The 26,304-nt window shown below is 61.8% G+C and carries 28 protein-coding genes and 1 pseudogene; 13 read left to right on the top strand and 16 right to left on the bottom strand.

What is annotated here, in order from left to right; translation table 11 throughout:
• Positions 1-17 precede the first annotated feature (17 nt).
• The 5 genes from AC07NR_RS11510 to AC07NR_RS11490 all read left to right on the top strand — a co-directional run bounded on the left by AC07NR_RS11510 (position 18) and on the right by AC07NR_RS11490 (position 4,780).
• Positions 18-1,418, top strand: coding sequence for a COG3014 family protein (locus tag AC07NR_RS11510; protein WP_495078757.1), 1,401 nt, complete (start codon positions 18-20; stop codon positions 1,416-1,418).
• A gap of 206 nt (positions 1,419-1,624) precedes the next feature.
• Entirely contained in the window at positions 1,625-3,019 is a 1,395-nt protein-coding gene (locus AC07NR_RS11505) for a COG3014 family protein (RefSeq protein ID WP_085708949.1), read from the top strand.
• Positions 3,020-3,034: 15 nt separating this feature from the next.
• Complete coding sequence (locus tag AC07NR_RS11500; RefSeq protein WP_495078602.1) at positions 3,035-3,409, top strand: YcfL family putative periplasmic lipoprotein; 375 nt, start codon at positions 3,035-3,037, stop codon at positions 3,407-3,409.
• Between the two features lie 36 nt (positions 3,410-3,445).
• Positions 3,446-4,033: a penicillin-binding protein activator LpoB gene (lpoB, locus tag AC07NR_RS11495; RefSeq protein WP_007951848.1), complete on the top strand. Its 588-nt coding sequence runs from the start codon at positions 3,446-3,448 to the stop codon at positions 4,031-4,033.
• A gap of 3 nt (positions 4,034-4,036) precedes the next feature.
• Positions 4,037-4,780, top strand: a complete 744-nt coding sequence (locus tag AC07NR_RS11490; protein WP_495078601.1) for a penicillin-binding protein activator LpoB — start codon at positions 4,037-4,039, stop codon at positions 4,778-4,780.
• A gap of 61 nt (positions 4,781-4,841) precedes the next feature.
• On the opposite strand, the gene AC07NR_RS11485 is transcribed toward AC07NR_RS11490, so the two are convergent.
• The 3 genes from AC07NR_RS11485 to AC07NR_RS11475 all read right to left on the bottom strand — a co-directional run bounded on the left by AC07NR_RS11485 (position 4,842) and on the right by AC07NR_RS11475 (position 8,080).
• Entirely contained in the window at positions 4,842-5,474 is a 633-nt protein-coding gene (locus tag AC07NR_RS11485; RefSeq protein WP_085708946.1) for a LysE family transporter, read from the bottom strand.
• Between the two features lie 114 nt (positions 5,475-5,588).
• A complete protein-coding gene (locus tag AC07NR_RS11480; RefSeq protein WP_495078600.1) occupies positions 5,589-6,170 on the bottom strand; it encodes a mechanosensitive ion channel domain-containing protein in 582 nt (193 codons plus the stop codon).
• Positions 6,170-8,080, bottom strand: coding sequence for an ATP-binding cassette domain-containing protein (locus tag AC07NR_RS11475; RefSeq protein WP_495078599.1), 1,911 nt, complete (start codon positions 8,078-8,080; stop codon positions 6,170-6,172). Before AC07NR_RS11475 ends, AC07NR_RS11480 begins: the two co-directional genes overlap by 1 nt.
• 50 nt (positions 8,081-8,130) lie before the next feature.
• Between AC07NR_RS11475 and AC07NR_RS11470 the strand changes: the two genes are divergently transcribed.
• Entirely contained in the window at positions 8,131-8,592 is a 462-nt protein-coding gene (locus tag AC07NR_RS11470; protein WP_495078598.1) for a TIGR02444 family protein, read from the top strand.
• On the opposite strand, the gene AC07NR_RS11465 is transcribed toward AC07NR_RS11470, so the two are convergent.
• Positions 8,589-9,764 (bottom strand): AlgP family protein, encoded by a 1,176-nt coding sequence (locus AC07NR_RS11465; protein ID WP_495078597.1) that lies wholly within the window; start codon positions 9,762-9,764, stop codon positions 8,589-8,591. The genes AC07NR_RS11470 and AC07NR_RS11465 overlap by 4 nt on opposite strands.
• A 192-nt stretch (positions 9,765-9,956) precedes the next feature.
• Here AC07NR_RS11465 and AC07NR_RS11460 point away from each other — a divergent pair, with 192 nt between their 5' ends.
• On the top strand, positions 9,957-10,622 hold the full coding sequence (locus AC07NR_RS11460) for an FKBP-type peptidyl-prolyl cis-trans isomerase (RefSeq protein WP_248739862.1): 666 nt from the start codon (positions 9,957-9,959) through the stop codon (positions 10,620-10,622).
• 59 nt (positions 10,623-10,681) lie between these two features.
• Here the strand turns inward: AC07NR_RS11460 and rsd are convergent, their stop codons facing one another.
• The 8 genes and pseudogenes from rsd to AC07NR_RS11420 form a co-directional block, all read right to left on the bottom strand.
• A complete protein-coding gene (gene rsd, locus AC07NR_RS11455; RefSeq protein WP_119426767.1) occupies positions 10,682-11,140 on the bottom strand; it encodes a sigma D regulator in 459 nt (152 codons plus the stop codon).
• 185 nt (positions 11,141-11,325) lie between these two features.
• On the bottom strand, positions 11,326-11,877 hold the full coding sequence (locus tag AC07NR_RS11450; RefSeq protein ID WP_495078596.1) for a disulfide bond formation protein B: 552 nt from the start codon (positions 11,875-11,877) through the stop codon (positions 11,326-11,328).
• A 217-nt stretch (positions 11,878-12,094) separates the two neighbouring features.
• Positions 12,095-13,333: a heme biosynthesis protein HemY gene (locus AC07NR_RS11445; protein ID WP_495078595.1), complete on the bottom strand. Its 1,239-nt coding sequence runs from the start codon at positions 13,331-13,333 to the stop codon at positions 12,095-12,097.
• A complete protein-coding gene (locus tag AC07NR_RS11440) occupies positions 13,330-14,469 on the bottom strand; it encodes a uroporphyrinogen-III C-methyltransferase (protein ID WP_495078594.1) in 1,140 nt (379 codons plus the stop codon). Before AC07NR_RS11440 ends, AC07NR_RS11445 begins: the two co-directional genes overlap by 4 nt.
• A gap of 16 nt (positions 14,470-14,485) precedes the next feature.
• On the bottom strand, positions 14,486-15,241 hold the full coding sequence (locus tag AC07NR_RS11435; protein ID WP_495078593.1) for a uroporphyrinogen-III synthase: 756 nt from the start codon (positions 15,239-15,241) through the stop codon (positions 14,486-14,488).
• Positions 15,238-16,179: a hydroxymethylbilane synthase gene (hemC, locus tag AC07NR_RS11430; RefSeq protein ID WP_248739857.1), complete on the bottom strand. Its 942-nt coding sequence runs from the start codon at positions 16,177-16,179 to the stop codon at positions 15,238-15,240. Before hemC ends, AC07NR_RS11435 begins: the two co-directional genes overlap by 4 nt.
• A 138-nt stretch (positions 16,180-16,317) precedes the next feature.
• Entirely contained in the window at positions 16,318-17,064 is a 747-nt protein-coding gene (locus AC07NR_RS11425; RefSeq protein ID WP_085708933.1) for a LytR/AlgR family response regulator transcription factor, read from the bottom strand.
• A pseudogene (locus AC07NR_RS11420) lies at positions 17,061-17,192 on the bottom strand (sensor histidine kinase); the annotation flags it as partial. The gene AC07NR_RS11425 and the pseudogene AC07NR_RS11420, both read right to left, overlap by 4 nt.
• A 343-nt stretch (positions 17,193-17,535) precedes the next feature.
• On the opposite strand from AC07NR_RS11420, the gene argH reads away from it, so the two are divergent.
• Positions 17,536-18,930 carry an argininosuccinate lyase gene (argH, locus tag AC07NR_RS11415; RefSeq protein ID WP_119426773.1) on the top strand — a complete coding sequence of 465 codons (1,395 nt, stop codon included), beginning with the start codon at positions 17,536-17,538 and terminating at the stop codon, positions 18,928-18,930.
• Between the two features lie 59 nt (positions 18,931-18,989).
• On the opposite strand, the gene AC07NR_RS11410 is transcribed toward argH, so the two are convergent.
• Positions 18,990-19,649, bottom strand: coding sequence for a glutathione S-transferase family protein (locus AC07NR_RS11410; RefSeq protein ID WP_265812905.1), 660 nt, complete (start codon positions 19,647-19,649; stop codon positions 18,990-18,992).
• A gap of 123 nt (positions 19,650-19,772) precedes the next feature.
• On the opposite strand from AC07NR_RS11410, the gene AC07NR_RS11405 reads away from it, so the two are divergent.
• From AC07NR_RS11405 to AC07NR_RS11395, 3 genes are all read left to right on the top strand, one after another.
• On the top strand, positions 19,773-20,057 hold the full coding sequence (locus tag AC07NR_RS11405) for a hypothetical protein (protein WP_495078592.1): 285 nt from the start codon (positions 19,773-19,775) through the stop codon (positions 20,055-20,057).
• 191 nt (positions 20,058-20,248) lie between these two features.
• Positions 20,249-20,494 carry a TIGR02647 family protein gene (locus AC07NR_RS11400; RefSeq protein WP_007951883.1) on the top strand — a complete coding sequence of 82 codons (246 nt, stop codon included), beginning with the start codon at positions 20,249-20,251 and terminating at the stop codon, positions 20,492-20,494.
• Between the two features lie 193 nt (positions 20,495-20,687).
• On the top strand, positions 20,688-23,531 hold the full coding sequence (locus tag AC07NR_RS11395; protein ID WP_495078591.1) for a class I adenylate cyclase: 2,844 nt from the start codon (positions 20,688-20,690) through the stop codon (positions 23,529-23,531).
• Positions 23,532-23,538: 7 nt separating this feature from the next.
• Here AC07NR_RS11395 and rnk read toward each other — a convergent pair whose 3' ends face one another.
• From rnk to cyaY, 3 genes are all read right to left on the bottom strand, one after another.
• Entirely contained in the window at positions 23,539-23,949 is a 411-nt protein-coding gene (rnk, locus tag AC07NR_RS11390; RefSeq protein WP_495078590.1) for a nucleoside diphosphate kinase regulator, read from the bottom strand.
• Positions 23,950-24,077: 128 nt separating this feature from the next.
• Positions 24,078-24,296 carry a DUF1289 domain-containing protein gene (locus tag AC07NR_RS11385; RefSeq protein ID WP_085708928.1) on the bottom strand — a complete coding sequence of 73 codons (219 nt, stop codon included), beginning with the start codon at positions 24,294-24,296 and terminating at the stop codon, positions 24,078-24,080.
• A 1-nt stretch (position 24,297) separates the two neighbouring features.
• A complete protein-coding gene (cyaY, locus tag AC07NR_RS11380) occupies positions 24,298-24,630 on the bottom strand; it encodes an iron donor protein CyaY (protein WP_085708927.1) in 333 nt (110 codons plus the stop codon).
• 239 nt (positions 24,631-24,869) lie between these two features.
• On the opposite strand from cyaY, the gene lptM reads away from it, so the two are divergent.
• On the top strand, positions 24,870-25,043 hold the full coding sequence (gene lptM, locus AC07NR_RS11375; RefSeq protein WP_495078589.1) for an LPS translocon maturation chaperone LptM: 174 nt from the start codon (positions 24,870-24,872) through the stop codon (positions 25,041-25,043).
• A 9-nt stretch (positions 25,044-25,052) separates the two neighbouring features.
• Positions 25,053-26,300: a diaminopimelate decarboxylase gene (gene lysA, locus AC07NR_RS11370; RefSeq protein WP_495078588.1), complete on the top strand. Its 1,248-nt coding sequence runs from the start codon at positions 25,053-25,055 to the stop codon at positions 26,298-26,300.
• Positions 26,301-26,304 lie beyond the last annotated feature (4 nt).

Genomic DNA, 26,304 nt, shown 5'->3' with positions numbered 1-26,304 from the left:
AGGAAAATCTCGTGGTCATGCGCCATTGCCTGCTGTTCCCCTTGCTGTTGAGCGCGGTCCTGCAACTGAGCGGTTGCGGGGCCTACCGCAATTACGACCTGGAACTGGAACAGACAACCGATCAGTTGAAAGCGGGCAACACCGACGGTGCGCTGGCCCTGATCGAGGCGCATAACCCGGATGAAGAAAAAGACCTGCTGTATTACTTCGAGAAAGGTGCGGTACTCAGCGCCGCCGGCGACTTGCCACAGAGTCAGGTCGCCTGGCGCAGCGCCGAACAGATGGTGATCCAGCGCCAGGACGCCATTGAAACCACTGGCGACAAGCTGCTTTCCGCCCTGGGCAATCAATGGGGCAGCATCATCAACGACAAGATTCGTCGCTACGATGGCTATGACTATGAGAAGGTCATGCTGACCACGCAAATGGCCCTGAATCAGTTGGCCGTGAATGACTTCGATGGCGCTCGTGCGGACATCAAGAAGACCCACGAGCGCGAAACACTGATCGCCCGGCAGCGAGAGCTCGAATACGAGCGTGTTGAAAACGCCGCCAAGGACCAGGGCGCCCGTGTGCATTACAAGGACCTGCAAGGTTACCCGGTGGTCATGCTGGACTCGCCGGCGGTCATCGCCCTGAAGAACGGCTATCAAAGTGCGTTCAGCCACTATCTGGCCGGCTTCACTTATGAAGCCCTGGGCGAAAAGGATCTGGCGGCCCCGGGTTATCGTCAGGCCATTGAACTGCGTCCTGACATGCCGTTCTTCCAACAGGCCTTGCGTGACCTCGACAGCCCCGGGCTCAAGGCCGGCGAAAGCGACGTGCTGATCATCGTGCAAAGCGGGCTGGCACCGGCTCGCAGCTCGGTGCGCGTGCCATATCCGGTGAAGCTTGAAGACGGTCAGGTAATCGTCGCCAATGTGTCGTTTCCGGTGATGGTGCCCGACACCTCCACCCAGCCCTTCAATCAGATAAACCTCGATGGCCGCCAAAAGAAGCTGATCACGGTCAACAACATCACCGACATGTCCCTGCGCACCCTGCGTGACGACATGCCCGGGATCATTCAGCGCACCACCTATCGAGCGTTCCTCGCCGCAGACGTCCAGGGCACCGACAATCGGCGCAACCCGGCGAAGGCGTCGTACGTGACCCATTACGATGGATTCGAGCACGCGGACACCCGCACCTGGCGCACCCTGCCCAACCTCACTCAAGTGCTGCGCTTGCGTCTGAAGAAAGGCGAACACTCGATCAGCCTGCCAACCGCACCCGGTGTCGCACCGCTGAAAATCCGCATCGATCAGGATCGCCAGATCATCGGCCTGCGTGCCCTGGGCGACCGAATCTATGCCAACGGCAGTGCTTTCCAGGCGCCCGTTTCAGTGGAAAGCCGCGTGGTATCCGGCCTGAAATAAGTAATGGCATCTAACTAACCAGTGCAATTAAAAAGCTATTACATAGCCAGCATCGCCCGCTTATAATGCCGCGCCCTCGTTATCGCGACGCGGCATTAAAGCTCCTCTGTTTATGAGGAATTGGCAGGAGGCCAGCGCCACTGCCGATCGGTCCCAGCAGCCCGACCCGCACCCGAGGCTGTCGCTACTCATGGAAGAAGTACCCCATGGCATTCCGCGCTCCCACTCTGATCGCGCTTGGCGCAGTCACTCTGCTGTCCGGCTGTTCGGCGTTTCGCAACTACGATTCCGAACTGGCCCAGACCAATCAGCAACTGGCCACCGGCAACGTCGACGCCGCCCTGACCCTGCTTGAAAAGAACAACACCGGCCCGGACAAGGACCTGCTCTATTACTTCGAGAAAGGTGAACTGCTGCGCGCCAAGGGTGACCTGTCCGGCAGCCAGAACGCCTGGACCAGCGCCGACCAGGTGGTCGGCAAGTGGGAAGACTCGGTCAAGCTCGACACCGACAAGTACCTGGCCCAGTTCGGCAGCTTCCTGGTCAATGACAAGGTCCGTCGCTACGAAGGCTACGACTACGAAAAAGTCATGCTGACCACGCAGATGGCCCTGAACCTGCTGGCGGTCAACGACTTCGATGGCGCCCGCACCGCGATCAAGAAGACTCACGAACGTGAAGCCGTGATCGCCGACCTGCGTGACAAGGAATACCTCAAGAGCGAAGAGGAAGCCGAGAAAGAAGGCATCAAGACCCAGTACAAAGACCTGCAGGGCTACCCGGTCGCCAGCCTCGACGCCCCGGAAGTGGTCGGCCTGAAGAACAGCTACCAGAGTGCGTTCAGCCATTACCTGGCCGGTTTCGTCTACGAAGCCCTGGATGAAAAAGACCTGGCCGCGCCGGGTTACCGCAAGGCGGCCGAGCTGCGTCCGAACACGCCGCTGCTGGAGCAGGCGCTGGTCAACCTCGACAAACCGGTCAAGAGCGATGACAGCGACGTCCTGATCGTGGTGCAAAGCGGTCTGGCACCGGCCCGCGACTCGATCCGCGTACCGCTGCCGCTGCCGATCTCCAACAACGTGGTGATCACCCCGCTGTCGTTCCCGATCATCAAGCCTGACACCTCCACCGCGACCTTCGCGCAGATCGGCGTCGACGGCCAGCAACTGAACCTGACCGCCCTCAACAGCACCACCGCCATGTCCCGCCGCGCCCTGCGCGATGACATGCCGGGCATCATCGTGCGCACCATGGTGCGGGCAATCACCAAAGGCGTGGCGCAGAAGAAGATCAACGAAACCAACCCGCTGGCGGGTCTGGCCGTGGGTATCTCTTCAGCGGTGCTCGAAGGTGCCGATACCCGTACATGGCGTACCCTGCCGGACACCACTCAAGTGGTACGTCTGCGCCTGAAAAAGGGTGAGCATCAGGTTACTCTGCCGAGCGCCGTGGGTGGCACGCAGGTCAAAGTTACCGTCGATCAGCGTTACCAGGTCGTCACCCTGCGCGCCGTCGGCAATCAGGTGTTCGCCGCCGGCCTCGCCGCCCACGTGACCCCGAGCGCCGGCACCACCGCCGTAGCCAGCCTCAAACAACCTTAAGAACGGAGTCTTTGCATGCGTTTCAAACTCTTCGCCGTCGCCGCCCTCGCCGTGCTGGCCAGCGGCTGCGCCACCCCGCCACCGCCGGAGCCGGGCAGCGCCGCGAGCAAGGTCGTGGCCATGGGCCCGCAGAAACACATCGCGGTCGGCGCCATGCGCGTCGCCCGTGAGAACGGCTTCATGACCGTCAATGTGCAGTTGACCAACACCCTCAACAGCAACAAGACGTTCTACTACCGCTTCGCCTGGCTCGGCGCGGAAGGTTTCCCGATCGCCGAAGAAGAAGTCTGGAAGAGCCAGATGATGTACGGCACCCAGACCAGCTTCATCCAGGGCATCGCCCCGACACCGAAAGCCGTGGATTTCCGTCTGGAACTCAAGACGCCTTAAGCCCGACACCCTATTCCCGATTCAGAGAGCATTCCCATGTTTGCACGCTTTTCCTTCATCGCCGTCCTCGCCCTGCTGGCCTCCGGTTGCGCCAACACTTCGCCGACCCTGGGCAGCAAAAACATCAGCTACGGCGACACCAAGGCCGTTGAAACCGTGACCAACGAGTTCGGCTCGACCGACCTGCAGATGATCGCCGAATCGATGACCCGCTCCCTGGCCCAGTCCGGCATTCTGCAGGGCCGCCCGGTGGTGCAGGTCTACGACGTGAAGAACAAGACCAGCGAATACATCGACACCCGTGAAATCACCACCAGCATCAAGACTCAGCTGATGAAGTCCGGCACCGCCCGTTTCGCCAGCGACAACACCGCGATGCAGAGCCAGGTCGACCAGCTCAAGCTGCAAAACCAGAGCGGCCTGTACAAGAAGAGCACCGTGGCCAAGACTGGCAACATGATCGCTGCCAAATACCGTCTTGAAGGTTCGATCAGCTCGATCGTCAAGCGCAGCAGCGACTACAAGGACGTCTTCTACAAATTCAGCCTGCAACTGATCGACGTTGAAAGCGGTCTGGCCGAGTGGATGGACGAGAAAGAGATCCGCAAAACCACGGAGCGTTAATCGATGCGCGCATGGATTGGCATGATGGCCCTGGCTTGCGCGTTCAGCGCGCAAGCGGCCCCGAAAGTCGCGGTAACGGATCTGGCGTACCAGGAACGCGTGGAGCAATACATCCACGTCGTTTCGTCGAAGAACAATTACCGCGAGGGCTACTACAGCTCCAGCGGTTCTTCGAGCTACGACGAGTTCGAATCCAACACCAGTTACATCGAGCAGGCCGAACTGCGCAAATTCACCGGCGATATCAAGGGTGAAATCCTGCGCACCGGCATGTTCCAGTTGATTCAGGGCACGCCGTACACCACCTCGTCCAAGGGTGACATCTACGATGTGATCAAGCGGATCAAGGCCGGCAACTTCAAGGGCGCCGACTATGTGCTGTTCGGTACGGTGTCCGACATCGACTTCACCCAGGACATGAACGAGCTGGCCAATACCGACAGCTATTCAGCCGTACTGGGCCTGACGCTGGTGGCGGATTTCAGCCTGATCAACACCAAGACCTACGAGATCACCTCGGCCTTCACGGCGATGGGAGAAGCGCAGGACACCAAACTGGTGAACCACCGCGACATCAAGATCTCGCTGAACCGCCCACGGGTAGTGCGTGATGTCTCGAAGGCGTTGGGTGAAGACGTGGCCGGACAACTGAGCATGCAGCTCGGCGGTGGCGGTTACGAGCAGCCGCGTGAACCGCAGCAGCGCAACAATCTGCCGCGTGATACGGCGCCAGTGATTCTTCACTGACCGACCGCCGGAAACGAAAAAGGCGACCTGAAAAGGTCGCCTTTTTTTATGCCTGCCCGCTTTACGCGGCGGCTTTGCGCAACGTCGCCATGAACGCCGCTGCACCGATGAACAGCCCGGCAAAGGTGCGGTTCATGCGTTTTTGCTGGGTCGGTGTGCGCAGCAGACGCAGCACCTTCGACGCCAGACCGGTGTAGCCGGCCATGACGATCAGGTCTACGCAGATCATGGTCACGCCGATCACCACATACTGGATCAGCAGCGGTGCGTGAGGATTGATGAACTGCGGCAGCACCGCCAGCATGAACACCAGGGCCTTGGGGTTGCTGATGTTGACCAGGAACCCACGGAACACCAGCGCCATCGGCCGGCCGATCGGGCGTACCGCCGCGTCATCGCTCATGTCCATCGGCAGTGCGCGCCACTGCTTGATCGCCAGGTAAACCAGGTAGGCGACGCCGAACCATTTGATCGCATGGAACGCCGTGGCCGAAGCGGTGAGGATCGCGCCGACACCGGCACCGACGATGGCAATCTGCAAGGCCAGGCCCAGTTGCAGGCCCAGGGCGTTCCAGTAACCGCGCCAGAAACCGTATTGCAGACCGCTGGACATCGACGCAATCGCGCCGGCGCCCGGAGAAAGGCTGATTACCCAACACGCGGCAAAAAACGCCAGCCATGTTTGAAGCTCCATCGCACACCTCGACTCAGACTCGTGACAAACGTCCAAGCTAATGGGATTCAGGCTGGATGACTACCGATTTTTTTCAGGATGTTGCGGCCGCCGACCAACGTGGCCGGCGCCCGATCACTTTTCGAAACCGCTGGAAGGGAATACATCCGTGCCACGCCAGCGTCGCACCGAACGCTGGAAGAACAGGCTGTTGGGGACCTGCACCATGGCGCTGCCGGTGCCGAGTTCTTCGGCTTCGATCAGCGTGGTGTAGAGCAGATTGATCGCCACCACCCGGCCTTTGACGCCGGGCTTGTCGGTGGTGTCCACCAGCTCCACCACATCGCCCAGACGAAACGGGCCGACGGTGAAGATCAGAATCGCGCAGAGCAGGTTCGACAGCACACTCCACATGGCGAAGAACGCCACCGCCGCCACCGCGACGAAGCCCGACAACGCTGTCCACAATACCGTGGCCGAGACCCCGAGCCGTTCCAGCACGAAGATCAGTGCACTGCCCATGATCAGCCAGCGCAGACCACCGCGCAGCGGCATCAGCAACTGCGGCGGGAACGGATACTTCTCGCCCAGTCGCGTCAGGAACCGCGCGACGACACGCTGAGCGAAGTACCCCGCCAGCAGGATCAGCAGAATCTGCACGCCCAGCCAGATCGGCTCGACCCACACCGCCGGCAGCGGCAGCTTGAACGCGTCCATCAGGACAGCGCCTCCAGCTCCGCCTGCATGGTTTCCAGGGTTTCCAGCGCCTGCATCCACGCCTCTTCAAGTTCGCCTTCGCGGACTTTCAGTTTGGCCTGTTCAGCCAGCAGGTCACGCAATTCGTTCTTGCGCGCCGGCTCGTAGAGATCGCTGTCGCCGAGGCTGGCGTCGACCTTGGCCAGTTTCTCGTGCAGCTTGCCCAGCTCGGCTTCGAGCTTGTCGGCTTCGCGCTTGTGCGGCGCCAGTTGCTGACGCAACGCAGCGGCGGCCTGACGCTGGGCCTTCTTGTCGGTCTTGTCCGGGTTCACCGGCGTGTTGCTGACCGGGGCGTTGCGCTGACGGTACTCGACCAGCCAACGGGCGTAGTCTTCGAGGTCGCCATCGAACTCTTCGACCTTGCCGTCCGCGACCAGGAAGAAGTTGTCGGTGGTGCTCTTGAGCAGGTGCCGATCGTGGGAAACCACCAGCACCGCGCCACTGAATTCCTGCAACGCCATGGTCAGCGCCAGGCGCATTTCCAGGTCCAGGTGGTTGGTCGGTTCGTCGAGCAGCAACAGGTTCGGCCGTTCCCAGGCGATCAACGCCAGGGCCAGACGGGCCTTTTCGCCACCGGAGAAATTCAGCACCGGCTCGTCGATCCGCGCCCCACGGAAGTCGAAACCGCCAAGGAAGTCGCGCAGGGTCTGCTCGCGTTCGGTCGGCGCCAGACGCTGGAGGTGCAGCAACGGGCTGGCCTTGGCATCCAGCGAATCGAGCTGATGCTGGGCGAAGTAGCCGACCACCGTGTTCTCGCCGCGAGTCAGGCGCCCGGCCAGCGGCGACAGCTCGCCGGCGAGGTTCTTGATCAGAGTCGATTTACCGGCGCCGTTGGGGCCGAGCAGACCGATTCGCGCACCGGGGGTCAGTTGCAGCTTGACCTTCTCCAGCACGGTTTTCTCGCCATAACCCAAACGCGCATCGGACAGGTCGATCACCGGGCTGGAGATCTTGGTCGACTCGCGGAACACGAAATCGAACGGCGAATCGACGTGGGCCGCCGACAGCTCTTCCATGCGCTCCAGCGCCTTGATCCGGCTCTGGGCCTGACGGGCCTTGGTGGCCTGGGCCTTGAAGCGGGCGATGTAGCTTTCCATGTGCGCACGCTGCGCCTGCTGCTTCTCGTAGGCCTGTTGCTGCTGGGCCAGACGCTCGGCACGGGCGCGTTCGAACGCGGTGTAGCCGCCACGGTAGAGCACCAGTTTGCGCTGATCGACGTGGGCCACGTGATCGACTACTTCATCGAGGAAGTCCCGGTCGTGGGAAATCAGCAACAAGGTGCCGGGGTAACTTTTCAGCCACTCTTCGAGCCAGATGATGGCGTCGAGGTCCAGGTGGTTGGTCGGTTCGTCGAGCAGCAGCAGGTCTGACGGGCACATCAAAGCCTGCGCAAGGTTCAGACGCATCCGCCAGCCACCGGAGAAATCTCCTACCTGACGATCCATCTGCTCGTTGGTGAAACCGAGACCGGCCAGCAACTTGCGTGCACGCGCGTCGGCGGTGTAGCCGTCGGCGCTGTCGAGTTCGGCGTGCAGGCGCGCCAGAGCAGCCCCGTCGTGGGCCTCTTCGGCCGCTGCGAGATCACGCTGGACCTCGCGCAGGCGCAGGTCGCCATCGAGCACGTAGTCGACCGCCAGACGCTCGAGGGTGTCGACCTCCTGGCGCATGTGGGCGATACGCCAGTCGGCCGGCAGCAGGCAGTCGCCCGAGTCCGGGTGCAACTCACCGCGGAGCAAGGCGAACAGGCTGGATTTGCCGGCGCCGTTGGCACCGATGAGGCCGGCTTTGTGGCCGGCGTGCAGAGTCAGCTCGGCGTCTTCTAGCAGACGTTGCGGGCCACGCTGTAAAGTCAGGTTCTGAAGTCGGATCATAATGGCGGCGGAGTCTACCAGCTTCGCTCACAACTGGCGCGAGTAGCACGATGTCCTCTGACCTGTGGAGCTTTGCCCTTGCCGTCTACGCCCGTCCCGGCGTGGAGGATGCCTGCCTGCGCCTGCAATCGGCGGGGGCCAATGTGTGCCTGATGCTGTGTGGTTTGTGGCTGGAACAGCGCGATGCGACTTGCGACGAGATACGTGCGCAACAGCTTCAGGAACTGACCGTTCCTTGGGACAAAGAGGTGGTTCAACCGCTGCGCGCGATGCGCATGCAGTGGAAAAACCTGGCCGACACCGATCCTGTGCTCAAGGGTATGCGCGAGCAGATCAAAGGGTTGGAGCTGGAGGCGGAGCGCGCGTTGCTGTCGCGACTTGAAGGCACGGCGCAGGGCTGGAAACGTAATTCGAAGGAATCGAGTGACTGGCTGGAAGTGCTGGCCGGCCCTGTGGCCAACCTGAACCGCGACGCGCTGCAAGTGCTGCGCGTCGCGGCGACCGGCGCTTAGGAAGCGCTGGACGGGTTGCTGGCGACGCTCGACACCGGCGCCGAGGATGGCGTGGTTGCGGTGGTCGAGGTAGTGGCGGCCGATGCAGGTGCTGTAGTCGCAGCCGGGTTTGCCGGAGCGGCAGGTTTGGCAGCAGGAGCGGTGGCCGGTTTGGCTGCAGCAGGCTTGGCAGCGGCTGGTTTTTTCACTGCTGGTTTTGCAGCAGGTTTTGCGGCTGGCTTGGCGGCCGGTTTAGCGGCGGTCGCTGGTTTGGCGGCGGCAGTTGCAGGCTTGGCAGCGGCAGCCGGTTTGGCAGCCGGTTTGGCGGCTGGTTTCGCAGCAGGCTTGGCAGCAGCAGGTTTGACCGCTGCTTTTACCGCAGGCTTGGCCGCTGGTTTCGCTGCAGCTTTGGCAGCGGGTTTGGCTGCAACCGGTTTGGCAGCGGTTTTGGCCGCAGGCTTGGCAGCAGCAGTTCTGGCGGCTGGTTTAGCAGCCGGTTTGGCGGCGGTTTTGGCGGCTGGTTTAGCAGCCGGTTTGGCAGCTGCGGTTTTTGCCGGAGCCGCTTTTGCAGCAGCGGTTCGCGCAGCAGGTTTGGCAGCGGCTGGTTTTGCGGCAACCGGCTTGGCGGCAGCTGGTTTTGCAGCGGTGGTTTTAGCCGCAGGTTTCGCAGCGCTTGCGGCTGCGGGTTTCTTCGCTGCAGGTTTTGCGGCGGCTTTCACTGGCGCTTTGGCCGGTGCCTTTGCAGCAGGTTTGGCGGCCGCTTTTTTCGCAGGCGCCGCTGCCGGTTTTGCCGAGCGCAGGGACAACGCCTTGCCGACGGCTTCCTGTACACGACCGACACCCTGGGCCAGTTTCAGGCTTTCCTGGGCATCGCGCTTGAGTTGCAGAATGTAGCTGCGGGTGTCGGACTGACGATCCTTCAGCGCATCGAGCAGGTCTTCGAGTTCCTTCACGGCAGCCTTGGCCTTGGTCTGCGCCTTGGCTTTACCGGCTGTGGCTGCGTCCTGCAATTTGGTGCGGGATTTGTGCAGTTTTTCTTGTGCCTTGCCGCGTTGCTTTTCCAGTTTGGCGAGCAGTTTTTCAGCATCAGCCAAGGCTTGGGAGCAAGCGTTTTCCAGATGTTCGAGCAGGCTGCCCGAGAGCTGTTGGAGTAAGTGCAACGGAGTGTTTACAGGCTTCTTGGTGGCCGACATGGTTTACCTCCTGGCTGACGTGAGTGCGGCTCATACTAGACCTCTGCTGCTACCGCCGCTAGGGCATGTTGACAGTATCGAATGCACTCGGTTGCAGGCTCACGAAAAACTTCTGCACATTGCTCAAAGCAGTTCACCGTTGCAGAGCTTCGCGCTGGCATAATCCACCGCAATTCAGGACGGAGAGTGCCCATGTCGCGCTACCTTTTTTTATCCCTCTGCATGATCTTTTCGGCGGTCCAGGCCGACGAAAAAAACACCGCGAACGATGCCCACGATCTGGCCTACAGTCTCGGCGCGAGCCTCGGTGAACGGCTGCGTCAGGAGGTTCCGCAACTGCAGATCCAGGCCCTGATCGAAGGCCTGCAACAGGCTTATCAAGGCAAGCCGCTCGCCCTGAGCGAGGCGCGGATCGAACAGATTCTGGCGGATCACGAATCGCAGACGGCCGAGCATGCAGCCATCCCTTCGACTGAAGCTGCGATGGAAAACGAACAACGCTTTCTCACCGCAGAAAAAGCCAAGCCCGGGGTGAAGACGTTGGCCGACGGCATCCTGCTGACCGAACTGGCACCGGGTACTGGCCCAAAGGCCGGCCCTGACGGGAAAGTACAAGTGCTGTATATCGGTCGGCTGCCGGATGGCACCGTGTTCGACCAGAACACTCAGCCGCAGTGGTTCAATCTCGACAGCGTGATCGCCGGATGGCGCACCGCCTTGCAAAACATGCCGGTGGGTGCGAAATGGCGATTGGTGATTCCATCGGATCAGGCTTACGGCGCCGATGGTGCCGGCGACTTGATCGCGCCGTTCACACCGCTGGTGTTCGAAGTCGAATTGCGTGGCGCGACCAGTTGATCGCCCAATAAAAAACGGTGCGCTGTTGGCGCACCGTTCTTGTGTCTTGCGGGACCGGTTCAGGCCTGAACCGAATCCTCTTCCTTGTGGGCGGTATGCAGCACTTCGATCAGGCAGTCTTCCAGTTCGAAGCGCTCGTGGAGCAGCCCACCCAGCTCCTTGAATTTTTCGGCAACGCATTTGCCTTCATCGCAAAGATCGTTGAAGGCCAGCAGTTTTTCCGTGATGACATCGATGCGCGGGTAGATCGTCTCGGCCAGTTCCAGGCCGCGCTTGTCGTTGAAGGCCTTGGCCTCGCCCGTCAGCTGTTCGTAGATTTCGAAGTGCCCGGCCGACACGTAATCGACCAGTACGCCGCAGAATTCCTGCAAGGGCTTTCGATCTTCGGACAGTGCCTGAGGTTCTGCGCCCAGCTTGTCGTAGGCAGCGATCAGTTCCTCACGCTCCTGGAGCCAGCGGTCGATCAGCAGATGAACTCCACCCCAACGTTCCTGAGCATTCTGACAACTTTCGAGCATGGCGATCTCTCTTCCCTTGTGGGTCATGCTGCCCTACACCCGCGCCCCTTCTTGTGGCTATTGCTTTGAGAGGCGTTCGGGCAGAGCGTCATCGAGCAACACAAATCCAATGACACGTGCGGGCCAGATTATGCCCGCACGCCTGTGGCTTCAAGGTACGCAGGAGAGAAAGTTCATACAAGTGTTTAATCCCTGACCAGCCCCCGGTGCGACGCTTCGCCGCTGAGCGGTCGCTGCAGAGCGCTCCAGGCCAGTCGCAGCAATTGGTAAACCGCAAGGATCGACATGGCGACGAAGAACAGCAGACTCCACTCCGGAACGCTCAGATCGAACAGCGTCCAGGACATTTGCGAGCAATCCTCGCTGTCAGTGAACATCCGCGCCAGGGCGCAAAGCCACGGCAGCTGGCTGAATAATTCCTCGGTGCCGGGCGCGCACTGTGCCAGATGATGCAGCGAATCGCTTTGCAGGAGCACCTGCCGCCATGCAGCCATGGTCGCACCGAGACTGGCCGCCAGCGCACCGGACCAGTAGAGCGAAAGGCCGAAGCGCCCTGGCCCGTGCACCGCCGCCACACCGCAGCAGGTGGTGAGGATACTCAGGAAAAGCCGTTGCACCAGGCACAGGCTGCACGGCACGAGACCCACCGCGTACTCAAGGTAATAGGAAGCTCCCAGCGCCAGTGTTCCCGCCGTGAAAGCCATAAAAAACAGGGAGCGTGAGCAGGTCAACGACATGGGTTATCCGTAACAATAAAGACAGGCAGTTACGGTAGAGGAAAGGGCCTCGGCCTTTCAAGGCAGGTCACTGGCGACACTTCACCAGAGATGTAGGGAAATCCCGACAGACGCGAGAGGAAAGAATGTAGGGCTCTGTAGGACTTTGCCTCAGAAGTGAAATAGCGGTAACTATTCAGTCGAGAATATGGGCGAGGGAGCGCACTCCCCCATCCACTCAGGCGTGAGCCTGCACCGGTAAAGGCGCGGCCAGCAGGCGTTCGTCCAACAATCCCAGACCTTCCTGGAACAGCTGGTTGCTGCGCTCGGTATCACCCAGCCGGGCCAGCAGTCGCGCCAGCTCCGCGCAGGCTTCCGGGTTGCGCTGCGTACGCAGGCTGCTTTCCAGATAGTCCCTCGCCTTGCCCCACAGACTGGCTTGCAGGCACAGTCGGCCGAGCGTCAGCAGCAGGCTCGGGTCGGCGGGATGCTCCTTGAGCCAGCCCTCGGCCACCTGCAATTGACGCGCCGGATCACTGCCGCGCACCAGGCCATAAAGGCGCGCCAGGTGGCTGTCGTACTTACGCTTGAGGGCGTTGCGCAACACCTCTTCCGCCTCGACCTGCGCGCCGAGCTGACGCAGTTGCTCGGCGTAGGCCAGTACCAGCGGCGACTCCTGGCGCTGTGACGAAGTCAGTTGCTGCCAGGCACGGTTGAGCGATTGCAGACCGATCGCGCCATCTTCTTCGCGATGTGCCGCCAGCGACAGGTTCTCTCCCCAGGCGCGACGTTCCAGCTCGGCCAGTTCGGCAGGCGGCAGGACTTTGTCCTTGCGCAGCTCGGGCAGCATGCGGATCACCGCCGACCAGTCACCGCGCTGCTGATGCAGTCGCTGCAACTGACGCAGGGTCTGGACGTTATGCGGATGACGCTCGCGCATGGCCTGCAAGGTCACCAGCGCACCTTCGGTATCGCCACGGTCGGTTTGCAGTTGCGCATGACTCAAGGCAATCGCCAGTTCGGCCTGAGGCTGACGCTCGAGCGCGCGCTCCAGCAGACGATCACTTTCCTCGTAATTGCCTTGCTCGTTGGCAGCACGGGCGGCACCGAGGTAATACAGCAATGGTTGGCGCTCGGCCTCGGCAGCCCGATAAAGGTGACGCTGGGCGCTGGCCCAGCGACCTTCGGCCAGGTCCAGTTGACCGTGCTCGATCGCCACTTGCACACGACGGCTGCGGTTGCGGCGCGACCATGGATTGACCACGCCACCGGAAGTCAGCACCAGCTCAACCAGCGCCTTGATGCCCCAGATCAGCAGCCAGAGCACCGCCACCAGCGCCAACGTCGCCCACAGGCTCGACTCATAGCGGAAGCTTTTGTAGGCCACCAATACGTAACCGGAATGCTCGGCAATTGCCAGACCAAGGGCCGCCGTCGCAGCGATCACCAGAAACACGATGACGTACAGACGCTTCATGGCGTGGCCTCCTGCGCGGTGGCGGCAGGTTTGGCGAAGGGTTTCACCGAGTCTTCAGCGTTGACGTTACGGCGCTCAAGATAGGCCTGCACGGCGCTGAGGGTGCCCGCCAGATCCGGCGTAACAACCGTGACCGGCTGCTTGCTCAACTCCGCGACCTGCTCAAGCATGATTTTGCTCTGCGGGTTGTCCGGGTTGAAATTACCCTTGAGCACGTCCCGCGCTTCGGTCAGTGCCTGGGTGTAGACCGCTGCCTGACCATTGAGCGCCGCCCATTGCGCCTGCTCCAGCGAAAGGCTGAGGGCCAGACGCACCTGGCTCAGGCTCTGGCCGGCAAGCAGCGGCCGCACGTTCTTGTCGGCATTGAAATCGATGCGGATGTAGCGCGAGATCTGATCCCACCACTGCGACCAGCGACTGGCACCGTCGCCGTCGGAGGTCAGGCCCAGCAGCGAATCGCCGCGATCCTTGTATTCGGGCGCCAGTTCGGTGAGCCCGATGACCTGATCGCGCAGCGCGCCCAGCTTCAGGAACAGTCCGGTACGATCGGGTTGCTCGGCACTGCGCAACGCCACCAGGGTTTTCGCCACTTGCTCACGCGCGGCAAACGAACCCGGATCGTTTTGCTCCTTCAGAATATCGTCGGCACCCTGCACCAGAGCCTGAGCGCTGCTGATGTCCTGCAAGGCAGAAAGACGCAGGCTGGCCAGTCGCAGCAGATGCTCGGCCTCGGCCAGACGCCAGTCCTTGCGGCTTGCGCCGAGGACGGTTTCCAGGCGCTGATTGAGGCGCTGCTGATCGCCCTGCAGTTGCGTGACCAGGCGCTGGCGCTCGGCGAGCTCGTCAGCACCGGGCAACTGTCCGAGACGCTCGGTCAGACGCTGCTCGTTGAGTTTCAGGTTCTGGGCCTGATCATTCAGCGCCTGCACCTGACTCAATTGCTCCTGCGTGTTGGCTTGCAGGTGTCGCACCTGCCAGACACCCCAGCCACCCACCGCAACACCGGCGGCGCCGAGCAGCAGCGCGACAATGGCCAATCCGTTGCCTCGGCGCGGTTCAGCGGCCGGTGGCGGTGCATCAACCGGTGCATCGATCACAGGTTGAACGTCATCTTTAGGCAAGGCTGTTTCGCTCACGTATCCATCCTTTGCATTAGAGAACGGGCACGGGATGCTCCCGTAACGCCGTCAGCAAGGCCGCAGCACTGGCGCCGCGACAATCCACAACTGTTCGGGCCCCGGCGGCGCGTGCCTGCTCGGCGACCCTTGGGCTTGGAACAAACAACGGCATCTGCGCTAGCGCCGGCCATGTATCGCCGGCCAATTGGCGCAGGTGCTCAAAACCCTGTCCACTGCTGACCACCAGCCCGTTCAGGCGTTCCGCCGCAATACGTCGGGGCAGTTCCCGCGGCGGATAGTCCGGCAGGTCACGGCGGTACAGTTCCAGATACTCGACACTAGCACCAAGCGCGCGCAGGCGCTCGGCCAGCAGCTCGCGACCACCCTCTCCGCGCAGGATCAACACCTGCGCGCCGGGCTGTGCAACGACCTCGAGCAGACGCGGCAATTGCAGCAAGGCTTCACTGTCATCGCCTTCGTCCGGGCAATGCGCATCGAGACCCCGATCCCGAAGAATCTGCGCCGTCGCTGCGCCAACGCTGAACCAGGGCATGGCCGGCACGGCATCAATCAATTGCCCAGCGATGCGTGCCGCCGGTTTGCTGACCACGATCACCGCGCTGTAGCGCGACAACCCGGCAAAGGTCTGGCGCATTGTGTCAGAGACCGGCAGCGGTGCGATTTCCAAAAGCGGCAGGCAGCTGCTGAAAATCCCCTGCCCGGCCAGCACCTCGGCCAGCGCCTCGCAATCGTCAGCGGGGCGCGTCAGCAGCAGGCGCCAGGTCGTCACTCGTGACCTGCCTCGCCGTAGACAGCCTTGAGAATGTCGTCGGCACCCTGACGGAGCAAATCTTCAGCGACCTGCACACCCAGCGCTTCCGCGTCAGAGCGCGGCGCACGGGCTTCGGCACTCAACAGCTTGCCACCGCTCGGCTCGCCGACCAGACCTCGCAGCCACAATTGCTCGCCTTCGAGCACGGCGTAGCAGGCGATCGGCACCTGGCAACCGCCATTCAAGTGTTTGTTGAGGGCACGCTCGGCGCTCACACGGTCAGCCGTATCGGCGTGATGCAGAGGTGCGAGCAAGGCGTGGATTTCAGTGTCGGCACTGCGGCATTCGATACCGACTGCGCCCTGGCCACCGGCCGGCAGGCTGTCGTCGACGCTGATCGCAGAAGTGATGCGATCTTCGAAACCGAGGCGAATCAGACCGGCCGCCGCGAGGATGATTGCGTCATACTCGCCGGCATCGAGCTTGGCCAGACGGGTGTTGACGTTGCCGCGCAGGAAACGGATTTCCAGGTCGGGACGACGGGTCAGCAACTGTGCCTGGCGACGCAGGCTGGACGTGCCGACGATGCTGCCGGCCGGCAACGCATCAAGGCTGGAAAAAGTATTGGAGACAAAGGCGTCGCGCGGGTCTTCGCGCTCGCAGATGCAGAACAGACCGAGACCTTCGGGGAAGTCCATCGGCACGTCTTTCATCGAATGGACGGCGATGTCGGCTTCATTTTCCAGCAGCGCGGTTTCCAGTTCCTTGACGAACAGGCCCTTGCCACCGATTTTCGACAGAGGTGAATCAAGCAGCTTGTCGCCGCGACTGACCATGGGCACCAGCGTCACCAGCAATCCCGGGTGGGCTGCTTCCAGACGGGCTTTGACGTATTCGGCCTGCCAGAGGGCCAGTGCACTTTTGCGGGTGGCGATGCGGATTTCGCGAGAGGACATGGATCAATCCGTACTGAATAGATACGGCGGATAATAACAGCTCAGCCAAATCCACTTTGACCTGAATCAGAAACGGCGTGGCCTCCCTGGCCGGCAATGCCTGGTGAATGGAGAAACGAGCCGCCCGACGCCAGCGGGCTAAAGCCCCTGCATCATTTTGCGCACGCCCGCCACATGACGGCGGCTGACGATCAGCGCGTCACCGTTCAGGCCCTTGAGGAACAACTGGAAGTGGCCCAGCGGCGTACGTTGCAGGCGTTCGATGCGGTCGCGGGCGACCAGCGCATTGCGGTGGATCCGCACGAATCGCTCGCCGAACTCGTCTTCCAGGGCCTTGAGCGGCTCGTCCAGCAGGACTTCACCGGCTTCATGACGCAGGGTCACGTATTTGTGATCGGCAATGAAATACACCACCTGATCCAGCGGGATCAGTTCGATGCCTTTGCGGGTTCGGGCGCTGATATGACTGCGCGGACCATTGCCGCTTTCGGCGGCGGGACGGGTCAGGGCCGATAGCTGAGCCCGATTCGGACGTTCGGCCCTTTTCAGGGCTTCCTGCAGATGTTCGGTTCTCACGGGTTTCACCACATGGCCCACGGCGCTGGCCTGCAGGGCCTCCAAGGGAAATTCATCGATACCGGAGCAGAACACCACGGCGGGCGGGGTTTCGCGTTCGCACAGCCGGGCAGCCACTTGCAGGCCGTCGAGGCCCGGCATGCGGATATCGAGCAGCACGATATCCGGCTTGTGGCTGTCGATCAGTGCCAACGCCTCTTCGCCATTGGTGGCGCTGGGCTCCAGGACTGTGTAGCCCTCGAGCTCGCTCACCATTCGGGCGAGGCGCTCGCGGGCCAGTGGTTCGTCATCAACGATCAGGACATTCATATTGCGCTGGATTCCTGCGTGAGTCTCGCACAAGGATAGCGTAGACAAGTGGAGTGACGTCCGTCACCGCGATCCACGCTAAGACTAGCGCGAGCGCCAAAAAGTGCCGTACGTCGGCCGGCAATATTTGCCGACACCCGGGACGCACCGCCCAAAGCTCGCTGCTGTCTGCGTTTTACGCAGGGTATGCCGATGGTCAAAACACCCACCCCTCTCTTCTTATAGTCGGCGGCCAGACCTTTGCACGATCCACAGTCGCGCCGACCCTTAGTCCTACTGTAGACGCTCGCCGGGCCGATATTGCTCAATCGGAAAATATCCTTGCGCAAATCCCCCGGAACCGGCGGCGACTATGAACGCAGAGATGAGAAAAAAACGTATCGACCAGTGTCAACGACAGGATTGGCAACCCTGTTATTATCCGCGCCAGCGTTTCACGCCTTCTTTCTTCAAGCCGATACGAGCGAATTCATGAGCACTGACAAGACCAATCAGTCCTGGGGCGGCCGCTTCAGTGAACCCGTCGACGCCTTCGTCGCCCGCTTCACCGCCTCCGTCACTTTCGACCAGCGCCTGTATCGCCACGACATCATGGGCTCGATCGCCCACGCCACCATGCTGGCCAAGGTCGGCGTGCTGACGGATGCCGAGCGCGACAGCATCATCGATGGCCTGAAGACCATCCAGGGCGAAATCGAGGCCGGCCAGTTCGACTGGCGCGTGGACCTCGAAGACGTGCACATGAACATCGAGGCACGCCTGACCGACCGCATCGGCATCACCGGCAAGAAGCTGCACACCGGCCGCAGCCGCAACGACCAGGTCGCCACCGACATCCGTCTGTGGCTGCGTGACGAGATCGACCTGATCCTGGCCGAGATCACCCGCCTGCAAAAAGGCCTGCTGGAGCAGGCCGAGCGCGAGGCCGCGAGCATCATGCCGGGCTTCACCCACCTGCAGACCGCACAGCCTGTGACCTTCGGTCACCACATGCTGGCCTGGTTCGAAATGCTCAGCCGCGACTACGAACGCCTGGTCGACTGCCGCAAGCGCACCAACCGCATGCCGCTGGGCAGCGCCGCGCTGGCCGGCACCACCTACCCGATCGACCGCGAATACACCGCACAACTGCTGGGCTTCGACGCTGTCGGCGGCAACTCGCTGGATAACGTGTCCGATCGCGACTTCGCCATCGAATTCTGCTCGGCCGCGAGCATCGCGATGATGCACCTGTCGCGCTTCTCCGAAGAGCTGGTGCTGTGGACCAGCGCGCAGTTCCAGTTCATCGATCTGCCGGACCGTTTCTGCACCGGCAGCTCGATCATGCCGCAAAAGAAGAACCCTGACGTGCCGGAGCTGGTACGCGGCAAGACCGGCCGTGTGTTCGGCGCCCTGATGGGCCTGTTGACCCTGATGAAAGGCCAGCCGCTGGCCTACAACAAGGACAACCAGGAAGACAAGGAACCGCTGTTCGACGCCGCCGACACCCTGCGCGACTCGCTGCGTGCCTTTGCCGACATGATCCCGGCGATCAAACCGAAACACGCGATCATGCGTGAAGCGGCGCTGCGCGGTTTCTCCACCGCCACCGACCTGGCCGACTATCTGGTGCGCCGTGGCCTGCCGTTCCGTGACTGCCACGAAATCGTCGGCCATGCCGTGAAATACGGCGTCGATACCGGCAAGGATCTGGCGGAAATGAGCCTGGAAGAACTGCGTCAGTTCAGCGACCAGATCGAGCAGGACGTGTTTGCCGTGCTGACCCTGGAAGGTTCGGTGAATGCCCGCGACCACATCGGCGGCACTGCGCCGGCGCAGGTCAAGGCTGCCGTGGCTCGCGGTCAGGCGTTGATCGCCGGCCGCTAAAAGCATCGCGGGCAAGTCGAATCATCGACTTGCCCGCGAACTCGCTTCAGAACAAATTTCTACTTTTTGGCGGCGATCATCGCCAAAAACGTCGGCATCGCCGCTTCCTTGTCTGCTGCAATCTTCTGCACATGCGGATTCTGCTCAAGTCGCTCCAGCAGTGCCTTGGCCTTCGGCATGTCCGCCAGCAGATCCAGACCGAACAGCTTATGCCCCACCGCAGCCGCCAGCGGCACGCTGTAGAGGAAGTACAGGTCAGCGATGCTCAGGCTGTCGCCCGCCACATACGGGGCGAACTTGCCGTGGCGGCCCAGCGCCGCAAAACCCAGCAGCAATTCAGACTTGGTTTTTTCCTTGATCGCCTCCGGCAGCGCCGCGCCGAAAAACGCTTCGCCGTAACAGGCTCGGGCCGGCAGCTCGATGTACAGCTCGATCTCCTTGGCCACCGCCAGCACCTGGGCGCGCGCAAACGGCTCGGCCGGCAGCAGCGGAACACCCTTCTGGCTGCTTTCGAGGTATTCGAGCATCACCATCGTTTCGTTGATGTAGCCACCTTCGGCCCCCAGCACCGGCACCTTGCCGCGTGGGCTGATGGCCAGAGACTCCGGCGTTGGCGTCGGGTAGAAGGTGACTTCCTCGAACGGCAGGCCCTTTTCCAGCAGCGCCAGTTTGACCATGTTGTAGTAGTTGCTGACTGAGAATCCGTAGAGCTTGAACATCACATAGCCTCCAGGCCGTGCGGGGTGGGCAGTGCCTGTTTATAGATCGCTCCGGGGAATCCCGCCAGCAGCATCACGCCGCTGAATGCGGGTAAACTGGCGCCTTTCCTTGAGGAGCCTGCCATGAGCGAGCCGACAGACATCGATAACGACGAAGAAGAGTTCACCGAGAGCACTTTGATCGAAGCCATCGAAAACCAGATCGAAAGCGACAACCCGCCCGCAGCCAAGGCCACGTTCAACAAACTGACCCTGGTCGGTTACGAGCGCGAAGACATCCTGAACCTGATGGCCCACGTGCTGGCTTACGAAATCGACGCCATGCTCGATGACGACCGCGCGTTTAATACCGAATGGTACGAAGCGGCCCTTCGCGCCCTGCCTGAGTTGCCACCGGAAAAGGTTTAACCGGGCAACCCGATGTGGGAGCAGCCGGGCTCCCACACAATTTGTCACCCTTCTATCCGGCCTCCTCCCGCCCCCTGACTACACTGGAATCCACCCCTGAGACAAAAACCCTGGCGCACACTGGACAGGCCGCGCCGGCAGGTTCACCTTAGGGGCGCTGTCGTCCAATTCCTAGAAAGTCTGGAGTCCTTATGTCGCTTACCCCTGAGTTGGTTGCCGAACTGGAAGTCCTCGCACTCTTCAACCTGGACAGTTCCCAGGAAGGTCTGAAAATTCATCAGACCGCTGCCCCGAAGCACATTGCTGCTGCCCAACGCCTCTTTGAAAAAGAACTGACAGACCAGCCTGATGGCGGTTACCTGACCAGTCTCGGTCGCGATGCCGCACAAAACGTGCAGACCGTACTGACGATTCTGAAAGAGCAACAAACCGCCTGATCCTCCCGACTTTGCCCACGGAAACCTCCGCCACGGGATTTCCGCGGGCCAGCCCGGTCGCTGCCGACGCCGCGCGGTGGAAATCTGGCGTCAAAAAACAAATTCAGCTTAATGCTCGCGCTGCACAGGCGCTAAACTCCCTCGCATTCCGTGACCCTCTGCCTCCGAGCCCTGCGAGCCGGTTTGAGTCGACATGACCCGCACCCATGAAATCCGCCCCGACCTGGACGAGGGAATCGACCGCAAGGTACTCAGCCAGCTGCGCGCACGCTTTCTCAAACTCAACGAAGGCCGCCTGAACCGGGCCCTCGAAGGCCTGTCGACGCGCCAGCAAAGCGTGCTGACCCTGTTGCCGCTGTTTTTCCACGTCAATCATCCGCTGCTGCCCGGTTATGTCTCGGGCAGCACGCCGGCCGGGTTGTCGAATTACGAGCCGGACGCCGACGCACTCACCGAAGCCCAGCGCCTGACGCGTTCGTTTTCCTACAAGCCGCGCCACGGCAGCAACCCGCCGCGACCGATTCACGGCCTGTTCCTGATGGGCAGCCTCGGCACCCTGGCCCAGGCCGACCAGAGCGACATGGACGTGTGGGTCTGCCACGCCCCCGACCTGAGCGACAGCGAACTCGCCGAACTGCGCAAGAAATGCCAGTTGCTCGAAGCCTGGGCCGCGAGTCAGGGTGCGGAGGCGCATTTCTTCCTGATCGACCCGGTGCGATTCGTCAAAGGCGAGCGCGATACCCAGCTCAGCTCCGAAGACTGCGGCACCACCCAGCACTATCTGCTGCTGGACGAGTTTTACCGCACCGCGATCTGGCTGGCCGGGCGCACGCCGATCTGGTGGCTGGTGCCGGTCTACGAAGAGCGCGCATACGACCAGTACACCCACACCCTGATCTCCAAGCGTTTCATCCGCAACGATGAAACCCTCGACCTCGGCCCACTGGCGCACATTCCGCCGGGCGAATTCGTGGGCGCCGGGCTGTGGCAGTTGTTCAAGGGCATCGAGTCGCCTTACAAGTCGGTGCTCAAGCTGCTGCTGATCGAGGTCTACGCCAGCGAACATCCGCAGGTGCAGTGCCTGAGCCTGCGCTTCAAGCAGGCGGTATTCGCCAACCGGCTCGACCTCGACGAGCTGGATCCGTACATGGTGGTTTACCGCCGGATCGAGGAATACCTCACCGCGCGCAATGAACCCGAGCGCCTGGAACTGGTACGCCGTGCACTGTACCTCAAGGTCAACCGCAAGCTCACCGGCAACAGCCGCACCCAGAGCTGGCAACGCTCATTGCTGGAAAGACTGGCCAGTGAATGGCACTGGGACCAGCGGCAACTGGCGCTGCTCGACAGCCGCAGCCAGTGGAAAGTGCGACAGGTCAGTGCCGAGCGCCGGGCTCTGGTCAACGAGCTGAACTACAGCTACCGCTTCCTGACCCAGTTCGCCCGCACCGAGCAGACCGTCAGCCTGATCAACAAACGTGACCTCAACGTTCTCGGCCGACGCCTGTACGCCGCGTTCGAACGCAAGGCCGACAAGGTCGAGTTCATCAACCCGGGCATCGCCCCGGATCTGGCCGAAGACACCCTGACCCTGGTGCAGTCGCCGAACAAAAAGGAACCCGGGCAAACCCAGTGGGGCCTGTACAACGGCAGCCTGACGGCGCTGGAGTGGGAGCACTTTGCGCCGATCAAGCGCAGCCGCCAGTTGCTGGAACTGCTGACCTGGTGTCATCGCAACGGCGTGATCGACAGCAGCACCCGACTGGCCCTGCACCCCGGCACCAGCGACATGAGCGAGTTCGAACTGTTCAACCTTCTCGGCAGCCTGCAACAGAGCATCGCCCTGCCCTTGCCGACCGTTGCCGAAGAACCGCTGCTGCGCGCCAGTGTGCCGAGCGAAGTGCTGATTCTGGTGAATGTCGGGGTCGATCCGCTCAAGCATCACCGCGACCTGAACATCCTGATGACCACCGAACGCACGGACTCCCTGAGCTATGCCGGCGTGCGCGAGAACCTGGTGCTGACCCTTGATCAGGTCACGCTCAACAGCTGGAACGAAGTGCTGGTCAACCGCTTCGACGGCCCGCATGCGCTGCTCGACTGCCTGCGCGATTACCTAAACAACCTGCCGCGCGGACTGCAACAGCCCTCGCTGCGAGTGCGTTGCTTCTGCCACAACCGCGCGCAATTCATCGCCCGCCGGGTGGAAGATATCGTCGATACTGCGCAGAACTTGCTGCTCAGCGACTTGAATCACCGCTACCTGATTCAGGTGCAGCAGCACTATCACGTACTGGAACTGGTCCCGGGACAGGTCAGCCATGTCGCCCTCGCCACCCTGCCGGCACTGCTTGATTACCTCGGCGAGGAGCAGCCGCGCTACAGCCCGCTGCACCTGGACCCGATGGCGCTGGAAGACCACGACCTCGCGCTGATCCTGCCGATGGGCCAGCCCGAATGCATTCAGGTGTTCTACCGGATCACCGAGCAGACGGCCGAGCTGTATGTGCTCGATGAATTCAACGCATTGTGGCAACAACATTTGCCCTATCACGACGAGCAAAGTCTGCTGGTGCCGTTGCAACGGTTCCTGCAATCAATCCAGTTCCGGCGCGAAGCACTGTTGCCGATGGACTCGAACCACGCCGCCAGCCTTGAAATCTTGTATTACCAGTTATTGCCATCAGGACCGGGGCGCGCAAGACGGGTCGAAATGCGCCCGGCGCCGCAGACGCCGGTCAACAAACCGTTCTACGACGTGCAGGCGATCATCGGCAAAGCCGCACCGGGCGAGGTGCAGGTCACGTTGTATTGCAATCAGCGGGAATTCTGCGAGCTGGAACATGGCGACCAGCTGTTCAGCGTGGTCGCCCGGGAAATCGTCGGTCAGCGCCGGGAAGCCGAGCGCTACCGCTGCTACATCACCGACCTGGACCTGTCGGGCGTGATCGGTGACGGGCAGAGTTCGAGCAATCTGTATCTGCGTTACAAGGCCGACCTGGAACGCTCTCTGAACGAGGCGCTCGAGCAGGTCTGAGGCAGGGTTATTCCGGGAAGTCGCCGCCATTGGCCGGCTGCGATTCGACTTCCAGCAAGGTCAGCTTCAGGGTCTTGCCGCCCGGCGCCGGCCAGTCGATGTGCTGACCGACCTTGAGGCCCAGCAGCGCGCTGCCGACCGGGGCCAGGATCGAGATTTTGCCTTCATCGGCGTTGGCGTGTTTCGGATAGACCAGGGTCAGGTGGTAGTCCTTGCCACTGCTTTCTTCGCGACAGTGCACACGGGAATTCATCGTCACGACATCGGCGGGCACTTCATCGTGGCCGACCAGGGTATCGGCGCGGTCCAGTTCGGTTTGCAGCGCGATCACGCCCGGCAGCGAGTCATCCAGGCTGTCGATCAGGCGTTCCAGACGTTGCACGTCCAGACGGGTAAGGGTGATGGAAGGTGCGGTCATGATCCGGGCAGACTCCTTTCTTCTGCACACAAAAAAAGCAAAACCCCGCCAAAAAAGACGGGGTTTTCACCAGGCCTCGATGGGTTGAGGCGTTTCCGGACACTATCACAGCTCAAAAAATATACAAGCTACGCTCCGGCGAGCTGCCGGCGTTGCATCGCCTGCGCACAGATTACCCGGCGGCGCTCGTCATCGGCCGAACGCCATTCACGGATGTCTTCGACATGGCGCATGCAGCCGAGACAGACCTTCTGCTCGTCCAGCCGACAGACGCCGGTGCACGGTGAAGGCACGGCCGGGCTGACGTTGCTGTAGAGCGGCTTGGCAGGGCGTGGCGCGGTCGTCATCTCAGATTTCGTCGAAATCGAGTTTTTCGCCGGCACGCTCCCAGACGATTCGCTCCAGCATTTCGCCCAGCAACTCTTCGGTTTTCTCGCAGGTCCACTTGCCGGCCTGCTCGTCATAGTCGAAATGGAAACCACCGGAACGGTCAGCCAGCCACAACTGACGCAGAGGCTCCTGACGGCTGAAGATCAACTGGCTGCCGTTATCGAACTTGATAGTCAGCACACCGGCCGAGTTCTCCATGTCCAGATCCAGGCCACTTTCATCAAAGATGTCCTCCAGCGCTTGCTGGGTGGCATCGACCAGATCATGGAAACGGGCTTCGGACAAACTCATTGCGGCAACCTCAAAAAATGTCTGATCAGGCTCAAGCGCCGCAAGATACGGTCGCGGCCAGCCGATTGCAAAGGATAACGACCAAGCGCCCTGCCCGGCGACGAAATATGCACCCACCATGCAGGAAAGTTTTCCGCGCCGCAGCCCGAGCCCCGCCGGACGGGAGTTCCGTCGCATAGGCAAGCTGCCGGGTGGCCGGTATACTCCGGCGCAATTAACGCATATTCAAGGATTTCGCCATGAAGCGCCTGATCTCTTCCCTTGCTGCGCTCGTCGCGGTTGCCTGTCTCGTTTCGGCCTGCGGTCAGAAAGGCCCGCTGTACCTGCCCGATGAAGATCAGGATCCGGCTGCACAAGCCCAGTCTTCGCAAAAGCAGCCGTCCAAAGCACACAAGCACGACGTCTACCAATAAGGGATCGCCATGGACGCTTTTAACTACCGTGGCGGGGAACTGTTCGCGGAAGGTGTGGCGCTGTCCGCCATCGCCGACCGCTTCGGCACACCGACCTACGTCTACTCCCGCGCCCACATCGAGGCCCAGTACCTGGCCTATGCCGATGCGCTGGCCGGCATGCCGCACCTGGTGTGCTTCGCGGTCAAGGCCAACTCCAACCTCGGCGTCCTGAATGTCCTGGCCCGCATCGGCGCCGGTTTCGACATCGTCTCCCGTGGCGAGCTGGAACGCGTCCTGGCCGCCGGTGGCAGCCCTGACAAGATCGTGTTCTCCGGTGTCGGCAAGACCCGTGACGACATGCGTCGCGCGCTGGAAGTCGGCGTGCATTGCTTCAACGTCGAATCCACCGACGAGCTGGAGCGCCTGCAAGTGGTCGCCGCCGAGCTGGGCGTTCGTGCACCGATTTCCCTGCGCGTGAACCCGGACGTCGATGCCGGCACCCACCCGTACATTTCCACCGGTCTCAAAGAGAACAAGTTCGGCATCGCCATCGCCGACGCCGAAGACGTGTACGTGCGTGCCGCACACCTGCCGAACCTGGAAGTGGTCGGCGTCGATTGCCACATCGGTTCGCAACTGACCACCCTGCCACCGTTCCTCGACGCGCTCGATCGCCTGCTCGATCTGGTGGATCGCCTGGGCGATTGCGGTATCCATCTGCGCCACATCGATCTCGGTGGTGGCCTGGGTGTGCGTTACCGCGATGAAGAGCCGCCATTGGCCGCCGACTACATCAAGGCCGTGCGCGAGCGTCTGGTCGGTCGTGACCTGGCGCTGGTGTTCGAACCGGGCCGCTTCATCGTCGCCAATGCCGGCGTGCTGCTGACCCAGGTCGAGTACCTCAAGCACACCGAGCACAAAGACTTCGCCATCGTCGACGCAGCCATGAACGACCTGATCCGCCCGGCCCTTTACCAGGCGTGGATGGACGTGACGGCGGTCAAGCCGCGCGACAGCGCCGCACGCAAGTACGACGTGGTCGGCCCGATCTGCGAGACCGGCGACTTCCTTGCCAAGGATCGCGAACTGGCGCTGGAAGAAGGCGACCTGCTGGCCGTGCATTCGGCCGGGGCCTACGGTTTTGTGATGAGCTCCAACTACAACACTCGCGGCCGCGCCGCCGAAGTGCTGGTAGATGGCGATCAGGTATTTGAAGTGCGTCGCCGCGAGACCGTGGCCGAGCTGTTTGCCGGCGAAAGCCTGCTGCCGGAGTAACCCC

The organism is Pseudomonas sp. GW821-FHT09C09 (genome assembly GCF_059418105.1).
Note: the sequence above shows the minus strand (reverse complement) of the source record. Positions and strands in the feature narration are given on the sequence as shown.

Bases quoted from the DNA above. Each gene is read 5' to 3' on its own strand.
- AC07NR_RS11510 (WP_495078757.1), top strand. From the start codon at position 18: ATGCGCCATTGCCTGCTGTTCCCCTTGCTGTTGAGCGCGGTCCTGCAA.
- AC07NR_RS11505 (WP_085708949.1), top strand. From the start codon at position 1,625: ATGGCATTCCGCGCTCCCACTCTGATCGCGCTTGGCGCAGTCACTCTG.
- AC07NR_RS11500 (WP_495078602.1), top strand. From the start codon at position 3,035: ATGCGTTTCAAACTCTTCGCCGTCGCCGCCCTCGCCGTGCTGGCCAGC.
- lpoB (WP_007951848.1), top strand. From the start codon at position 3,446: ATGTTTGCACGCTTTTCCTTCATCGCCGTCCTCGCCCTGCTGGCCTCC.
- AC07NR_RS11490 (WP_495078601.1), top strand. From the start codon at position 4,037: ATGCGCGCATGGATTGGCATGATGGCCCTGGCTTGCGCGTTCAGCGCG.
- AC07NR_RS11485 (WP_085708946.1), bottom strand. From the start codon at position 5,474: ATGGAGCTTCAAACATGGCTGGCGTTTTTTGCCGCGTGTTGGGTAATC.
- AC07NR_RS11480 (WP_495078600.1), bottom strand. From the start codon at position 6,170: ATGGACGCGTTCAAGCTGCCGCTGCCGGCGGTGTGGGTCGAGCCGATC.
- AC07NR_RS11475 (WP_495078599.1), bottom strand. From the start codon at position 8,080: ATGATCCGACTTCAGAACCTGACTTTACAGCGTGGCCCGCAACGTCTG.
- AC07NR_RS11470 (WP_495078598.1), top strand. From the start codon at position 8,131: ATGTCCTCTGACCTGTGGAGCTTTGCCCTTGCCGTCTACGCCCGTCCC.
- AC07NR_RS11465 (WP_495078597.1), bottom strand. From the start codon at position 9,764: ATGTCGGCCACCAAGAAGCCTGTAAACACTCCGTTGCACTTACTCCAA.
- AC07NR_RS11460 (WP_248739862.1), top strand. From the start codon at position 9,957: ATGTCGCGCTACCTTTTTTTATCCCTCTGCATGATCTTTTCGGCGGTC.
- rsd (WP_119426767.1), bottom strand. From the start codon at position 11,140: ATGCTCGAAAGTTGTCAGAATGCTCAGGAACGTTGGGGTGGAGTTCAT.
- AC07NR_RS11450 (WP_495078596.1), bottom strand. From the start codon at position 11,877: ATGTCGTTGACCTGCTCACGCTCCCTGTTTTTTATGGCTTTCACGGCG.
- AC07NR_RS11445 (WP_495078595.1), bottom strand. From the start codon at position 13,333: ATGAAGCGTCTGTACGTCATCGTGTTTCTGGTGATCGCTGCGACGGCG.
- hemC (WP_248739857.1), bottom strand. From the start codon at position 16,179: ATGTCCTCTCGCGAAATCCGCATCGCCACCCGCAAAAGTGCACTGGCC.
- AC07NR_RS11425 (WP_085708933.1), bottom strand. From the start codon at position 17,064: ATGAATGTCCTGATCGTTGATGACGAACCACTGGCCCGCGAGCGCCTC.
- argH (WP_119426773.1), top strand. From the start codon at position 17,536: ATGAGCACTGACAAGACCAATCAGTCCTGGGGCGGCCGCTTCAGTGAA.
- AC07NR_RS11410 (WP_265812905.1), bottom strand. From the start codon at position 19,649: ATGTTCAAGCTCTACGGATTCTCAGTCAGCAACTACTACAACATGGTC.
- AC07NR_RS11405 (WP_495078592.1), top strand. From the start codon at position 19,773: ATGAGCGAGCCGACAGACATCGATAACGACGAAGAAGAGTTCACCGAG.
- AC07NR_RS11400 (WP_007951883.1), top strand. From the start codon at position 20,249: ATGTCGCTTACCCCTGAGTTGGTTGCCGAACTGGAAGTCCTCGCACTC.
- AC07NR_RS11395 (WP_495078591.1), top strand. From the start codon at position 20,688: ATGACCCGCACCCATGAAATCCGCCCCGACCTGGACGAGGGAATCGAC.
- rnk (WP_495078590.1), bottom strand. From the start codon at position 23,949: ATGACCGCACCTTCCATCACCCTTACCCGTCTGGACGTGCAACGTCTG.
- AC07NR_RS11385 (WP_085708928.1), bottom strand. From the start codon at position 24,296: ATGACGACCGCGCCACGCCCTGCCAAGCCGCTCTACAGCAACGTCAGC.
- cyaY (WP_085708927.1), bottom strand. From the start codon at position 24,630: ATGAGTTTGTCCGAAGCCCGTTTCCATGATCTGGTCGATGCCACCCAG.
- lptM (WP_495078589.1), top strand. From the start codon at position 24,870: ATGAAGCGCCTGATCTCTTCCCTTGCTGCGCTCGTCGCGGTTGCCTGT.
- lysA (WP_495078588.1), top strand. From the start codon at position 25,053: ATGGACGCTTTTAACTACCGTGGCGGGGAACTGTTCGCGGAAGGTGTG.